This window comes from Nostoc sp. LPT (assembly GCF_017115165.1).
Taxonomy (GTDB): domain Bacteria; phylum Cyanobacteriota; class Cyanobacteriia; order Cyanobacteriales; family Nostocaceae; genus Nostoc.
The window spans coordinates 1-16220 of sequence record NZ_JABXKF010000011.1 but is presented as its reverse complement, the minus strand read 5'-3'; the positions used below and the strand labels follow the sequence as shown (position 1 = coordinate 16220).

At 42.8% G+C, this 16220-nt stretch carries 7 protein-coding genes; 3 read left to right on the top strand and 4 right to left on the bottom strand.

Annotated features, from left to right (window positions below; translation table 11 throughout):
* Positions 1 to 256 precede the first annotated feature (256 nt).
* The gene (locus HWQ58_RS02270; protein WP_292857185.1) at positions 257 to 3532 is read left to right on the top strand and encodes a HEAT repeat domain-containing protein; all 3276 of its coding nucleotides are present in this window, start codon (positions 257 to 259) and stop codon (positions 3530 to 3532) included.
* A gap of 15 nt (positions 3533 to 3547) precedes the next feature.
* On the opposite strand, the gene HWQ58_RS02265 is transcribed toward HWQ58_RS02270, so the two are convergent.
* Positions 3548 to 4231, bottom strand: coding sequence for a Uma2 family endonuclease (locus tag HWQ58_RS02265; protein ID WP_292857183.1), 684 nt, complete (start codon positions 4229 to 4231; stop codon positions 3548 to 3550).
* Between the two features lie 423 nt (positions 4232 to 4654).
* Here HWQ58_RS02265 and HWQ58_RS02260 point away from each other — a divergent pair, with 423 nt between their 5' ends.
* Entirely contained in the window at positions 4655 to 11251 is a 6597-nt protein-coding gene (locus tag HWQ58_RS02260) for a HAMP domain-containing protein (RefSeq protein WP_292857181.1), read from the top strand.
* Positions 11252 to 11338: 87 nt separating this feature from the next.
* Positions 11339 to 11518, top strand: a complete 180-nt coding sequence (locus HWQ58_RS38310; RefSeq protein ID WP_366837213.1) for a transposase — start codon at positions 11339 to 11341, stop codon at positions 11516 to 11518.
* A 119-nt stretch (positions 11519 to 11637) separates the two neighbouring features.
* On the opposite strand, the gene HWQ58_RS02255 is transcribed toward HWQ58_RS38310, so the two are convergent.
* From HWQ58_RS02255 to HWQ58_RS02245, 3 genes are all read right to left on the bottom strand, one after another.
* A complete protein-coding gene (locus tag HWQ58_RS02255; RefSeq protein ID WP_292857179.1) occupies positions 11638 to 14175 on the bottom strand; it encodes a GUN4 domain-containing protein in 2538 nt (845 codons plus the stop codon).
* A gap of 7 nt (positions 14176 to 14182) precedes the next feature.
* On the bottom strand, positions 14183 to 15583 hold the full coding sequence (locus HWQ58_RS02250; protein ID WP_292857176.1) for an AAA-like domain-containing protein: 1401 nt from the start codon (positions 15581 to 15583) through the stop codon (positions 14183 to 14185).
* A gap of 132 nt (positions 15584 to 15715) precedes the next feature.
* Positions 15716 to 16153 carry a DDE-type integrase/transposase/recombinase gene (locus HWQ58_RS02245; protein ID WP_292857174.1) on the bottom strand — a complete coding sequence of 146 codons (438 nt, stop codon included), beginning with the start codon at positions 16151 to 16153 and terminating at the stop codon, positions 15716 to 15718.
* Between the last annotated feature and the right edge of the window lie 67 nt (positions 16154 to 16220).

Sequence of the window (16220 nt, the reverse complement as noted above, 5' to 3'; positions counted from 1 at the left end):
AAACTGACGTGATAAAACCAGGTGAGTAAACTATTTTAGACTTGTGTATACAGCGTAGCCTTGGCAAGGGGGGTTAGGGAGAATCAAAAATCTAGGTAGTACATCGAAAAATTTTGAAATGCTTACCAGATATTCTTCAAGTTGAGCGCAGCCCGCCAATTACTTCGTTTGTAGGATGGGCATCATAAAAAGGATTGAGCGTTTTATTGTGTAGTATATAAAAGAGCGCTTAAAAGTCCTCGGTCAATTGACTACTATGGTTGCAGACCACAGCATAGATTTTTATACGTATCTAGAATCTCTGAGCGAGGATGACACATATAGCGATTGGCAAGATTTATACACGCCAACTGATGCCATAGACCGTCAAAGACTTGAACCCAAAAAATCGCGCAGACGCTTAGATTTGAGTTTGATGGTGCAAACAGTACCACAGCAACAAGAAGGTGAAGCACCAGATAAAGAAAAAATTGAACGGTTGAATATCCTCGAAGGGTTACGGAAGTATGCACCCGTCCATGTATTGTTAGTAGGAAAACCGGGTTCAGGGAAATCTACAGCTTTAGAACGTTTGTTGTGGGAAGAAGCCGAAAAGTGCAGGGGAGCATGGGAGCAGAGGAGCAGAGAAGAAGCAGAAAAGCTGACAAGGATTCCCGTGGTAGTGGAGTTAAGGCGCTACAAAACTTCGGTGCTGGATTTAATTCGGGACTTTTTAACTCGTTATAACTTAGACCTCAACAGCATAGAGATTGAAAATCTACTGTTTACAGGGCGATTTTTGTTACTTGTAGATGGTTTGAATGAATTACCCAACGAAGAAGCTAGACGAGATTTAGACGGATTTCGGCAGAAATACCACCGAGTCACGCCGATGATTTTTACTACGCGGTATTTGGGGGTGGGGGGTGATTTAGGTATTGAAAAAAAACTGGAAATGCAACCCCTCACAGAAGCACAGATGCAGCATTTTGTCCGTGCCTATTCAGAGGTGGGTGATGAAATGCTGCGACAGTTGGCTGGACGCTTGCGAGAATTGGCGGAAACGCCACTGTTATTGTGGATGCTGTGTGAAGTATTCAATGATGCTAAACAAATTCCTACTAGTTTAGGTGAGTTGTTTCGTTGGTTCTCTGGAGAGTATCACAAACTAAAGGGAGATGTACCAATTGCTGAAGGGTTACGTAACTGGCAGGCTGATTTATTACAGCATCTAGCATTTGTCATGATGCAAGGCGACAATTCGACTGAGTTGCGATTAACTATTTCTAAACAGCAAGCGAGGAATGTTTTAGCGACATTTTTACAAAACAAAGTAGCTTTTAGTGAGAATCGTGCAAGAGAATGGCTAGAAGATTTGCTCAAGTATCACTTAATTCAATTGCGAACAGACGACCAGATTGAATTTCGCCATCAGCTAATTCAGGAATACTACGCCGCAGAATTTCTACTCCCACAGCTTGACAATATTGGTGATGAGAAACTAAAAAAGGATTATCTGAATTATTTGAAGTGGACAGAACCCATAGCTTTGATGTTGGGATTATTGGGTGATAAAAAGCAGGCTTTACGAGTAGTGAAGTTAGCCTTAGATGTTGTGGATTGGAAGTTAGGGGCAAGATTGGCAGGAGAAGTAAAGCGGGAGTATCAGAAAGAAACAGTCGATTTAATTTTAGAGTTAGACCTTCATAAAGTACTTAAAGTTGAGTTGTTGGGTATAACTCACTCTGAAAATTCCATTACTTTTTTAAGTAATTCGTTGCAGGATGAAGATTCCGATGTTTGTAGGAGTGCCGCAGAGGCGTTAGGAAAAATCGGCAATGAAGCAGCGATATCTGCCTTAATTAAAGCTTTGCAAGATGAAGATTCCGATGTTCGTTGGAGTGCCGCGGAGGCGTTAGGAAAAATCGGCAATGAAACAGCGGTATCTGCCTTAATTAAAGCTTTGCAAGATGAAGATTCCGATGTTCGTTGGAGTGCCGCGGAGGCGTTAGGAAAAATCGGCAATGAAACAGCGGTATCTGCCTTAATTAAAGCTTTGCAAGATGAAGATTCCGATGTTCGTTGGAGTGCCGCGGAGGCGTTAGGAAAAATCGGCAATGAAACAGCGGTATCTGCCTTAATTAAAGCTTTGCAAGATGAAGATTCCGATGTTCGTTGGAGTGCCGCGGAGGCGTTAGGAAAAATCGGCAATGAAGCAGCGGTATCTGCCTTAATTAAAGCTTTGCAAGATGAAGATTCCGATATTCGTAGGAGTGCCGCGGAGGCGTTAGGAAAAATCGGCAATGAAGCAGCGGTATCTGCCTTAATTAAAGCTTTGCAAGATGAAGATTCCGATATTCGTAGGAGTGCCGCGGAGGCGTTAGGAAAAATCGGCAATGAAGCAGCGGTATCTGCCTTAATTAAAGCTTTGCAGGATAAAGATTTTGATGTTCGTTGGAGAGCCGCAGAAGCGTTAGGAAAAATCGACAATGAAGCAGCGGTATCTGCCTTAATTAAAGCTTTGCAGGATGAAGATTCCGATGTTCGTAGGAGTGCCGCAGAGGCGTTGGGAAAAATCGGCAATGAAGCAGTGGTATCTGCCTTAATTAAAGCTTTGCAGGATAAAGATTCCGATGTTCGTAGGAGTGCCGCAGAGGCATTGAGAAAAATCGGCAATGAAGCAGCGGTATCTGCCTTAATTAAAGCTTTGCAGCATGAAGATTACTCTATTCGTTGGAGAGCCGCAGAGGCGTTAGGAAAAATTGGCAATGAAGCAGCGGTATCTGCCTTAATTAAAGCTTTGCAGGATGAAGATTCCGATGTTCGTAGGAGAGCCGCAGAGGCGTTAGGAAAAGTCGGCAATGAAGCAGCGATATTTGCCTTAATTAAAGCTTTACAGCATGAAGATTACTCTGTTCGTTGGAGAGCCGCAAAGGCGTTAGGAGAAATTGCTGGCTCTGAAGTTTTGCGTCAAATCTGGGAGTTACAATTAAAAACAGCATCATGGTATCAAAGCAATGCAATTTCTAAAATTCAAGAGCGGTGCAAATTTTATAATCATGAAATTTGTTATTCTGTCTTGAATGAGGAAACAAACAACGCCGATCCTTTAACTAGTGTTCTAAGCAAACTTAATAAAACACTCATAACTGTGTCAGAAACTCCTAAAAATGATTTTACAGGTGCTACCTTTGGCCCCATCGTAGGCAGTGTTACAGGAAATATCCAAGGTGATAACATTGGCACTCAAAACAATTACGCGTCTACAAAAGATATTGCTAATTTAGAAATTGTGCTTGAGCAGTTGCTTGAAAAAATGGAGCAGGATAAACCAACTGTAATCGATGCTCAACCTATTGTTGCTCAAGCTGTTGAGAGTCATCCAGTACTTAAAAATAGGCAAGCGATTGAGCAAGTAATCAAAAATAATCCAACGCTCAAAGTACGTTTGCAAAGAGCTTTGACAGCAGCAGGTATTGAGACTGTAAAGATTTTATTTGCCCCTGCTGGGATTCCGATTGAAGCGATTAGGGCTTGGAATGAACCTAGCTAAACTGCCCTGCTATTCCTATTTCTTCAACTGCTGTACAAACGCATCATGTTCCGGTGACTTCAACCCCGCTTGCACCACCTCCAACACCCGCACCATCTGATTGTTTAACAGCGCCTCCACCGCTAACCACAAACCCGGAAATACCTGAGAGCGAATAATTCCATCTGCACCAGGAGATAGCAATCGATAGTCGCCATCAACTAGGCAAAACCATTCAATTTGATTCTCGTAAGATTGCCAGATTACGTACTCTAACACCCCATTACGGCGATAAACTTGCTTTTTGCTGCCCGTATCAATAGCGGCACTACTCGCTGCAATTTCAACAATCAATTCGGGAGATCCTTCAATGTAACCGTCGCTGCTTAAACGGGTTTGTCCGCCTGCGTCTGGTTCAATAAACAACGCTGCATCTGGCTGGGGTTCATTGTCTAAATCTAGTCTAACTGTTGCGGCATTGCTTAAGTCAACGCCAGGAGTCAGTGATTGGTAGACTCCTAACCAAGTTATAGCCCGACTGTGGGGTTTGCCATGTTGCTCGTGTCTTACAGGAGATGCGACGTAAACGATTCCTTCAATCAGTTCTGCTTTCTTGATATGGGGTGCAGCCGCATAACGCCGTTCAAATTCAGGGCGAGTTAGGCGATCGCCACTTTCAAGCGGAGGCAGATGTCTCTGGGGTGAGTACTCTCTAACCATTTGCTAATCCTTGGAGTTGCCGGATATTTCTGACTTTAGCAAACCTCAGTTATCAGTTAGAATTTATTGATTTGCTGCTTTCCTCAAATTCCAAAAATCATAAAACGTAATCTTAATTGTCATCTTGTGTTTTACTGTGCGATCGCTTACTCGCCCAAGTTAGGCATCGCCGACAATTGATGCTGCATAACAGACGCGAAGTAGCTATCATTAGCTAAGCGGTATGCCAGATACATCGACGGCAATACCATTTAGTTAGCAGTCTTTGTCAACTGCTTACACTCGCACCCATAAAAATTAGTTTGATCTACTTTTTATTTCCTGCTCTCTATTGTGATACGCATTAGCTAAAAGTACTCTAAGTAAGTACGGGGTGCAAAAAATACAAAAAATTCCTCAAGAATCAAGATTAAGGATAAGGCTATGGCAACCGAACAGTTAACTAGAGACAGCGACAATCTAGATTTAAATCAGCTGTTAAGAACGCTGAATGCTGTTAAACAGGGTGACTTCTCTGCTCGGATGCCCATAGACCATACTGGTGTAGCAGGAAAAATCGCTGATACGCTCAATGATATTATCAATCAAAATGAGCGGATGGCAGCAGAACTACAACGGATTGGTAACGTTGTCGGCAAAGAAGGCAAAATTGCCGATCGCGCCTCTCTCGGAGATGTTCGGGGTTCTTGGTCAGATTGTGTTACTTCTGTCAATACTCTAATTACAGATTTAGTTCAACCAACAGCTGAAACTACGCGGGTAATTCGCGCTGTCGCCAATGGTGACTTATCGCAAACGATCCCCACAGAAATTGACGGCAGACCTCTGCAAGGTGAGTTTCTCCAAACTGCTAATATTGTCAACACGATGGTAGATCGGCTTGGTTCTTTTGCATCGGAAGTAACGCGGGTTGCCCGTGAAGTAGGAACTGAGGGTAAATTGGGTGTCCAAGCCGAAGTGCAGGGTGTGGCTGGCACTTGGAAGGATTTGACTGATAATGTTAACTTGATGGCGGGTAATCTCACCGGACAAGTTCGTAACATCGCTGAAGTTGCCACTGCGATCGCAAATGGTGACTTATCGAAAAAAATCACTGTCGATGTTAAAGGCGAAATTCTCGAACTCAAAAACACCGTCAACACGATGGTGGATCAGCTTAATTCTTTTGCGAGTGAAGTAACGCGAGTTGCCCGTGAAGTCGGAACTGAAGGGAAGTTAGGCGTACAAGCAGAAGTTAAAGGTGTCGCCGGAACTTGGAAGGATTTAACTGATAACGTTAACTTGATGGCAGGAAATTTAACAGCCCAAGTCCGTAACATTGCGGAAGTGACAACGGCGGTAGCGAATGGCGACCTTTCCAAGAAAATCACTGTTGATGTCAAAGGCGAGATTTTAGAGTTGAAAAACACCGTCAACATCATGGTGGATCAACTTAATTCCTTTGCATCGGAAGTAACAAGAGTTGCCCGTGAGGTGGGTGCAGAAGGAAAATTGGGCGGTCAAGCAGAAGTTCGCGGGGTAGCGGGTACGTGGAAAGACCTGACCGATAGTGTGAATTTCATGGCGGGAAGCTTGACGGCACAAGTGCGGAATATTGCGGAAGTGACCACGGCTGTAGCGAATGGCGACTTATCTAAGAAAATCACTGTCGATGTCAAAGGCGAAATTCTGGAGTTGAAAAACACCATCAACACAATGGTGGATCAACTTAATTCCTTTGCATCAGAAGTGACGCGAGTTGCGCGTGAGGTGGGAACTGAAGGGAAGTTGGGCGTACAAGCAGAAGTGCGGGGAGTAGCGGGTACTTGGAAAGATTTAACTGACAACGTTAACTTAATGGCGGGTAATCTCACCGGACAGGTGCGAAATATTGCCGAAGTTGCGACTGCGATCGCAAATGGTGATCTATCTAAAAAAATCACCGTCGATGTCAAAGGTGAAATTTTGGAACTGAAGAATACCATCAATATTATGGTGGATCAACTCAGTTCTTTTGCATCGGAAGTAACAAGGGTTGCCCGTGAGGTTGGCAGTGAAGGTAAATTGGGTGTGCAAGCCGATGTGCGCGGCGTGGCTGGCACTTGGAAAGACTTGACCGACAGCGTGAATTTCATGGCGGGAAGTTTAACGGCACAGGTGCGGAATATTGCTGAAGTTACTACGGCAGTTGCAACAGGCGATTTATCTAAGAAAATCACTGTCGATGTCAGAGGTGAAATTTTAGAACTCAAAAATACCATCAACACAATGGTGGATCAACTCAATTCCTTTGCATCGGAAGTGACGCGGGTTGCTAGGGAAGTGGGGAGTGAAGGTAAGTTGGGCGTGCAAGCAGAAGTGCGTGGTGTGGCAGGCACTTGGAAGGATCTCACCGACAGCGTGAATTTCATGGCGGGAAGCTTAACAGCACAGGTGCGGAATATTGCCGAAGTGACTACTGCTGTAGCAAATGGCGACCTATCTAAGAAAATCACCGTTGATGTCAAAGGCGAAATTTTGGAGTTGAAAAACACCATCAACACAATGGTGGATCAACTTAGTTCCTTTGCATCGGAAGTGACGCGGGTTGCCCGTGAAGTGGGTACAGAAGGCAAACTGGGTGTACAAGCAGAAGTGAGAGGAGTGGCAGGTACTTGGAAAGACTTGACCGACAACGTAAATTCAATGGCGGGGAACCTCACCGACCAAGTGCGAAACATTGCCGAAGTTGCAACTGCGATCGCAAATGGTGACTTATCTAAGAAAATTACTGTTGCTGTCAAAGGCGAAATTCTGGAACTCAAGAATACCATCAATATAATGGTAGACCAACTCAATTCCTTTGCATCAGAAGTGACAAGAGTTGCGCGTGAGGTGGGAAGTGAGGGTAAATTAGGTGTACAAGCAGATGTGCGCGGTGTGGCTGGCACTTGGAAAGATTTAACTGACAGCGTAAACTTCATGGCGGGAAGCTTAACGGCACAAGTGCGAAACATTGCCGCCGTCACCACCGCCGTAGCTAATGGCGACTTATCTAAAAAAATCTCCGTTGATGTCAAAGGTGAAATTTTAGAGTTGAAAAACACCGTTAATACAATGGTGGATCAACTCAATTCCTTTGCAAGTGAAGTTACAAGAGTTGCGCGTGAGGTGGGAACTGAAGGTAAGCTGGGCGTACAAGCAGAAGTTAAAGGTGTAGCCGGAACTTGGAAAGATTTAACTGACAGTGTAAACTTCATGGCGGGAAGTTTGACGGCACAGGTGCGGAACATTGCCGAAGTGACTACTGCTGTAGCAAACGGCGACTTATCTAAAAAAATTACTGTCGATGTCAAAGGCGAAATTCTGGAACTAAAAAACACCATTAATACAATGGTGGATCAGCTAAATTCCTTTGCATCGGAAGTTACCAGGGTTGCCCGTGAGGTAGGAACTGAGGGGAAATTAGGCGTGCAAGCTTACGTCAGAGGAGTAGCAGGCACTTGGAAAGATTTAACAGACAACGTTAACTCAATGGCGGAGAACCTCACCGGACAAGTTCGCAACATCGCCGAAGTTACCAAGGCGGTAGCAAATGGCGACCTTTCTAAGAAAATTACCGTCGATGCCAGAGGCGAAATTTTAGACTTGAAGAACACCACCAACACAATGGTAGATCAACTCAGTTCCTTTGCCAGTGAAGTAACGCGGGTGGCGCGGGAAGTGGGAACTGAAGGGAAGTTAGGCGGACAAGCGCAAGTTCAAGGTGTTGCAGGGACTTGGAAAGATTTAACAGATAACGTTAACTCGATGGCGGGGAACTTAACGGCACAAGTACGCGGTATCGCCAGAGTTGTAACCGCAGTTGCTAACGGTGACTTAAAACGCAAACTAATGTTAGATGCCAAAGGAGAAATTGAAACCTTGGCAGAGACAATCAACGAGATGATTGATACTCTAGCAACATTTGCCAATCAAGTAACCACAGTGGCGCGGGAAGTGGGAATTGAAGGGAAGTTAGGCGGACAAGCTAGAGTACCTGGGGCGGCTGGAACTTGGAAAGATTTGACAGATAATGTGAACGAACTTGCTGCTACACTGACAACTCAGTTGCGAGCGATCGCCGAAGTTGCTATAGCTGTAACTAAAGGTGATTTAACTCGTTCAATTGCCGTTGAAACACTAGGGGAAGTAGCGATACTCAAAGACAACATTAACCAGATGATTGCTAACCTGCGAGAAACAACGCAGAAAAACACCGAACAAGACTGGTTGAAAACAAACTTAGCCAAGTTTACCCGAATGCTCCAAGGTCAACGAGACTTGGAAACCGTATCTAAACTCATTCTCTCAGAACTAGCACCCTTGGTAGGAGCGCAACACGGCGTATTTTTCCTGATGGATTCTGTTGAACATACACCATATTTGAAACTAATCAGTAGCTACGCTTACCGCGAACGCAGACATCTAGCTAACCGCTTCCACTTGGGTGAAGGTTTGGTGGGACAATGCGCTTTAGAAAAAGAGCGAATTCTGTTGACAGAAGTACCCAGCGATTATGTCAGAATTTCCTCTGGTTTAGGAGAAGCCACGCCTCTGAATGCCGTAGTGTTACCTGTACTTTTTGAAGGACAGGTGACAGCAGTGATAGAATTAGCATCCTTCCGTCGCTTTAGCGAAATTCATCTGACATTCTTCGACCAGCTTACCGAAAGTATCGCGATCGTCCTCAACACGATCGCAGCATCGATGCGAACTGAAGAATTACTCAAGCAGTCGCAATCTTTGGCTGAAGAACTGCAAACCCAGCAAAGCGAACTCCGCGAAACCAACAAGCGTTTAGAACAACAAGCTCAATCACTCAAAACTTCTGAAGATTTACTCAAAGGACAGCAAGAGGAACTGCAACAAACCAACGCCGAATTAGAAGAAAAGGCAGAGTTGTTGGCGATGCAGAAGAAAGAAGTTGAGCGCAAAAATCAAGAAATTGAACAAGCGAGACTGTCTTTAGAAGATAAAGCCGAACAACTGGCCCTTTCCTCAAAATACAAATCAGAATTTCTCGCCAATATGTCCCATGAACTGCGGACACCGCTAAACAGCTTGTTAATTTTGGCGAAATTATTAACAGATAATATCGATCACAACCTCACCGCCAAGCAAGTCGAATACAGCCAGACAATTTACTCAGCCGGTACTGACTTGTTAGCCTTAATCAATGACATTCTGGATCTCGCTAAAATTGAATCTGGAACCATGTCCATTGACATGACCCAAATGCCATTGACAGACTTGGGCGAGCAGATTGAGCGCACCTTCCGACAAATCGCTCACAGTAAAGGACTTGCTTTCGCAATTGAATTTACTCCTGAATTGCCAAACAGCATCTATACAGATGTCAAACGCATACAACAAGTGTTGAAAAATCTTCTCTCCAATGCTTTTAAATTTACAGAGCAAGGGGAAGTACGCTTACGGATTGCGGTAGCCAAGCTAGGATGGAGCAACGACCACGAAACCTTAAATAATGCCCAGATTGTGATTGCTTTCTCAGTCAGCGATACAGGCATTGGCATTGCCCCCGAAAAACAGAAAGTGATTTTTGAAGCATTCCAGCAAGCCGATGGCTCTACCAGTCGCAGATACGGCGGCACCGGATTGGGCTTATCAATTAGCCGCGAAATCGCCCGTCTCTTCGGCGGCGAAATTAAATTAATCAGTCAACCTGGTGAAGGTAGCACCTTTACATTCTACTTACCACAATTGAGTCCTGAGTCTAGATCGACACTCCCCACTCCTCACTCAGCACTCAGCACTCAGCACGGGCTAAACCCTAGCTATCCGCTAACAGCACTCATAAATGACGATCGCACTACCATTGAAAGAGGCGATCGCGTGTTACTAATTGTCGAAGATGACGTTAATTTTGCGCGTATCTTGCTAGATATGGCGCAAGAACAAGGATTCAAGGTGATAGCTGCCCAAAACGGTAGTACGGGTTTGATGTTAGCGCAGCAATTCCTACCTTCAGCCATTTTGCTAGATATCCGGTTGCCAGAAATGGATGGTTGGACGGTATTAGATCGTCTCAAACATGACCCCAATACCCGTCACATTCCCGTACATATCATGACCGTTGAAGAAGGGAAACAGCGCGGTTTACAACTAGGTGCGATCGCATATCTGCAAAAGCCCTTAACCAGCGAAACAATATCCGAGGCGTTGACCAAAATTAAAGGTTTTGTTGAGCGCCAAGTGAAAAATTTATTGGTAGTCGAAGATGATGATACTCAACGGCTGAGTATTGTTGAGTTGATTGGTAACAGCGATGTTTCGACCACTGCTGTGGCTAACGGTGCAGCAGCTCTAGAAGCTATTCGCACCCAGCATTTTGATTGCCTGGTTCTCGATTTAGGGCTACCCGACATGACCGGGTTTGAACTGATTGAGCAGATAAAGCTTCTACCTAACGGTAAAACCTTACCAATTATTGTCTATACAGGTAGAGAAATTAGTAAAGCTCAAGAAACAGAACTCAGACGAATTGCCGAGACAATCATTATTAAAGATGTGCGATCGCCCGAACGTCTTCTTGATGAAACAGCATTATTTTTACACCGAGTCCAAGCAAATTTACCTGCACCCAAACGCCAAATACTCGAACAACTGCATTCACAAGACTACTTACTCACTGGCAAAAAAGCGCTAATTGTAGACGACGATATGCGGAATATCTTCGCCCTGACCAGTATGCTGGAGCGTTATCAAATAGAGGTTATATATGCTGAAAATGGCAGAGAGGGAATTACCTTGTTAGAAAATACACCAGATATTGATGTCGTTTTGATGGACGTAATGATGCCAGAAATGGATGGTTACGAAACAACACGCGTAATCCGTCAAAACGATCGATTTAAGTCTTTGCCGATTATTGCACTGACTGCTAAAGCCATGCTAGGCGATCGCGAGAAGTGTATTGAAGCTGGTGCATCAGACTACATTACTAAACCCGTAGATACTGAACAATTACTGTCGCTGTTGCGTGTTTGGCTATATCGTTGATAAGCTATTACGCAAAGAAAATTGCACATTAACTAGTGTACCCCTCTGGGGAAGCTAGCTAGCAAGAGCGTCTTTTTCAGGAGAGGATTGTCAATAGTCAAAAGTCCTTTGTCCTTAGAAACACAACTTTTTCTGCCGCCTTATTCTCCGGACTTAAACAAGATAGAGAAATTTTGGGCGCGTTTGAAAAATCAACTTTACAAAATCGTACATCAGTTTGAAAACTTTTGGGATGCGGTTAATTTTGCTTTCAAACTTTTGTCCTAACTATCCCTTCATTTGCTATATCTGCCCCCAGTGTCAGATATCGGATTTATGAAATGCTGATTACTGCGTGAAAAAGGAGAGTGTAATAAATGCTTACAAACTTCTAAAAGCCTTTAATGTTACAGTTTACAAGTCGCAACGTGAGAGAAGAACTGGAACAACAGGTTTTCGGGTTGGTGTTTTCCCCACTCCCCCAAAAAAGTAGTAAATCCCGAATTTGATTTTACTATAGTATTAACGTTAGGTAATGTTCCCTTATTACTTTCAAAGTTATATTTTATACCAAACATTAGTATATCATTGCTCACGAAACTACCGTTGTCACTATCATACCATCCCACTGCCTTGGCAAACCGAAGATAATTTTCGGTATCTTTGTCAGTCCAGTTTGATTGTTTTATTCCCAGCCTATTGCCAGTGCCGATCCATATTTTCTTTTGCACACTAAAGCCAAAACGTTTGTCTGAATTGTTGACCCAAAGCTGGTCTATTCTTTGCAGGTTTGGACAGGAAAAACTATTAATCTGGTCAAAATCTAAATATCCTTCTTTTTCTCGTTTAGCAATATTGACCATTAGTTGGTATGTTCGCTCATCAGCTACCTGCCAATTTTTATTCTTTAAATAGTATTCAAGTTGAGTATACAAATATTGAGTCAGAGATGCTTCAACCTGTTTCTTAAATTCTGTATCTTGAGGGGTTAACTCAATTAAATTCTGATGAATAGATTCAATATCTGTATTGTCAATAATTTTTAAGTCTGGTGATTGTAAGAAACTAAGTTCAGAATGCTTTTGAAGAATATTGAACGCTTCTTTGTAAGCTTCTATTGCTTTTTGATTATTTTGTTGGCGAAGCAAATTGCCTTGAATGTTTAAGGCGAATATTGCAGTCTGCAAGAATTCACTGTCCTCCTTATTTTCTTTGTATCCTCTATAAAAGCTCATACTCTGTTTGATAGATTCTTCTGCCGAGTTCCAATTTTTGAGATATTGATAAGCTAATGATTTAGAAGCGTGGAGATACACTTGTTCAATTTGAACGTCTTTGATTTTAATAGCTGCTTTTTGGGATATCAACTGAGCTTCTTCTGGGTTCGGAGCTAATTTTTCTGCCAATTCTCTTAGCTGTTGGGAGTATGCTACATATGTATATGTTTCTTTAAGTTTTTGTTGCGCTTCTTTAAGTTTTTGTTGCGCTTCTTTAACTTCTTTTCCAGCCAGTATCACTGAAACTACTGCTCCCAATACAGTCAAAACTAAAATAAAAGTTCCATTACGAATCCTTTGCCTAGCTTTCCTATTAGCCTCAGCTAGTGCCTTATTTATCTGCTCCGTCGCTTCCCTATCTTTCTTCTCTCTCTCTAACTGCGCTTCTATTTCACTTGTAGCAATCTCTTCTTGAATTTCTTTTTCTTTACTAGCTGCTAAAAACTGCTTGTCCTGATAACTTAAATTCTTATCTTGCGCCCATTCTTCTGCCTCTTCTAATGCCTTTCCTCGTAGTAATCGTGATTCATCAGTTTCTCTAGATGCTACCCAGAAGCGAAAATTTTCTGAATATGGGCGTAGGTTATTTAATTGATTTTCAATCCAACTAGAGTCAAATATTTCCCGATAAATCTGGTTATAAATTCTTAGCTTACCTTGCTGCCTAAGAACTAATCCTGAAAGCTGTAACTCGCTTTGCTCACTTGTATCATCTGCTATAACCTGCGATCGCTCCTCAGTCAACCGCACTTGCTGATATAGTTCTAGTAAATACCCTGTCCGTTGTTCATCTCGCAAAATCCTGGCTTGAATTGTCCGTAAATGCTCAGGCTCATCAAGGGATTCCCAGTTTTCAATAATCCGTGACCTCACAACTTGCTTTACTGAACGGGGATGTTCTTGCTCTGATTCCTCAACCATAAACTGACACAGCTTTTGAGTCAGAAATGGTTGCCCCCCAGTCCACTGCAAAATCTCCTGCATTATCGCCTGGGGATTACTGAATTTTTTACGTAAACCCTTTTCTAATGGTTCAGCTTCGTGGAGTTGGAAACCTTTGAGGGAGATTGCTTGACCAATGTTAAACGGAGTACGCTGTTTATCTTCAATCAAATTGCTAGGTGATGCAACCCCTAACAAACAAAAAGTTAGACGATTGTATTCAAGGTTATCAACTCGCTTGTTATAACAGGCACGAATCAATGCAAAAAAGTCATCTGTAGGAAAATTCAGACTGAGTACGCTATCAATTTCGTCAATAAAAATAATGATATTTTCTCGAACTTCAACAAGTAACACTTCTTCCAAAAACTTGCGAAATATTGTAACTAGCGAATTTAACTGATTCGCCTCCCACCAATCACCAAAATCTAAATCTAATCCAAAACTATCAATGAGCGTGTCAATTAAATCTGCATACCATTGTTCGGGAGGGACATTCTGAATACCTCCAGCAGAAAGGTCGACGGCTGCACACTGTACGCCATCATCTCTCAATCGCTGCATGGTTCGCACACGCAAGCTGGATTTTCCACTTTGGCGCGAATTTAGTACGTAACAAAACTTCCCCGCTTTCAGTCCTTCATATAACTGTACATCAGCTTCTCGTATGACGTAGGTGCTGGCATTTTCAGGTAGACTTCCAGAGAATATGTATTGTTCAACCACGATTTACCTACTCCAAACGAGTTGAGAAATACTGACGATACAAATCACAACTAGGAACGCAATCATTACTGGAGAGTTTTACTAAACCCAAGCTATGTAATTTAAACGCAACTTCAGTATCTAACCTTACGGGTGTATTCGTCGTCACTACTTTTTTATACCCTATCTTAAGCTGGGGATTATGTTGTAAATGCCACAGTTGTTGCCGCAAGTGGTCACTGAAGATTCCTTGCTCTGTTGGCGCAAGTCTCAAGAGTTTTTCTAAGGTCACTTGCTGGCTTTTGAGATGGGCAATTGCAGATTGTACCAAGTAAGGATGTCCCCCTAGCAACTCCATCAACCTAGTTAAGTCCTGTTCCCCCAGCCTTAACTCATTCTGCTTGGCGAGGTTTGTTACTTGTTGCAGATTAAATTCGGGTAAGTCAATCGCCAATCCCACATTAAACGGGGAATGATTACTGTCTAAAGAAGGGTAAGATTCAGTTGAATGAACTACTACTAACCGCAACTTCTTCCAAATATTACCAATCTTGTCTCCCTGTTTCGCTGCTTCATACCATCCACGCAGTAACAAGCAGAATTGAGGGAAAATTTTTGGATATTCAAATAATCGCTCAAAGTTATCTATAGCTAAAACTAAGGGAGTATCAGTAAGTGATAATAAATATTTTTGAAAATAACGGCTACAGTTTTTATTCAGCCCAAAAACCTCTTGCCAATGTTTATCTAGTTGCGGTTCTAGTTCCAGACTGTCAGCAACATCAACACATAACCATTGTAGAAATGTTTTTAAGTTAGCCAGAATATCGATATCAGCGAGTTGTAAATCCAATTTCGCGGTTTGATAACCCTGGTGTCTTGCATAGTCTAGGGTTTTCTCCAGCAGTAATGTTTTACCCATTCTCTGCGGAGCTTTGATGCGAATTAAGGCTCCGGGTTGCACGATTGCTTTATAGCATTTGTCCTCAATGGGTGGTAGTTCAATATATATATTTGTGTCTGCTTCTACCCCATAATCATCAGTAGCTTGCAACTGTTGTTCAATTGCATCCAACTTGTCACCAAGCTCCTTAAGTGTGCGCTCCTCTGACTGAAGCTGTTGTTCGTATTGAAACTTGCGGGATACATCAGTTTCAATTACCAACGCTGTTCGTATCTTTGAAACTTTCTGGCTTTGGAGGGTGTAAGCTTTTTCAAGTGAATCTTTTTCAGAAAGCGATCGCTGGCGTTGATTCTGCGATTGGACTGAATTACCTGATGCCACCGTATGCTGCCCAAGGTGAATGTTGTACATGTCGCCGCCAATTTGCCCAGCGTTCACTGTGCCAGCGTTAATCAACCCACCGCCAAATTGAGAATTTCGTAAATTGTTGCTGGAGACTTGCTTTGGGTCTTCTGAATCGGGCATTGGTTTGACTTGAGCGTTCTTAAGCGTCGTTGTTCTAAATGTTACCACCTATCTGGTCTGCATCAACATTGTTAGCATGGTTGTGTTGCAAAAACTAATTAAGGACAAAAAACTCTTTCGCAAGGAGATTGATTATGCTATCACTCCAAAAATTTCAGATATAAATTTGATCCGTTCTTTGACGGCTCCTTTGTTGACTGTTTCAATTTGACCTTTCTTGAGCATGTGCATAATTTCGTAACTCTTTATCGTTCGTCTTGCTGTGTCAAATGATTTGAACCCCATTCCCGGTTTGACTAACCATTTGATAAATCTGTGGTCCTGCTCGATTCTCTGATTGAGAGACTTATTCTGCCGCAGTTCCACTTTCAGTAACAGTTCTTTTTTAGCTTTGAGTGCATCTATCGCTTTCGGATATGCGGCATTTTTATCGACATTAATTATTCGAGGTTCAGTAGTATGGAAAGCCTTCAAAACCTTGCACAAAAATCGTTCTGCCGCTGCGGTATCCCGTTTATCTGTAAGCAAAAAGTCCAAAGTATTGCCATTTGAATCGACGGCTCGATACAAATATTTCCACTCATATCATGTCCGGGTAATTAGTTACGATTAAACTCCAAATTGAATCCACCAGTGA

Excerpts from the sequence above, each read along its gene's own strand:
- HWQ58_RS02260 (WP_292857181.1), top strand. The coding sequence starts at position 4,655 with ATGGCAACCGAACAGTTAACTAGAGACAGCGACAATCTAGATTTAAAT.
- HWQ58_RS02250 (WP_292857176.1), bottom strand. The coding sequence starts at position 15,583 with ATGCCCGATTCAGAAGACCCAAAGCAAGTCTCCAGCAACAATTTACGA.
- HWQ58_RS02270 (WP_292857185.1), top strand. The coding sequence starts at position 257 with ATGGTTGCAGACCACAGCATAGATTTTTATACGTATCTAGAATCTCTG.
- HWQ58_RS02265 (WP_292857183.1), bottom strand. The coding sequence starts at position 4,231 with ATGGTTAGAGAGTACTCACCCCAGAGACATCTGCCTCCGCTTGAAAGT.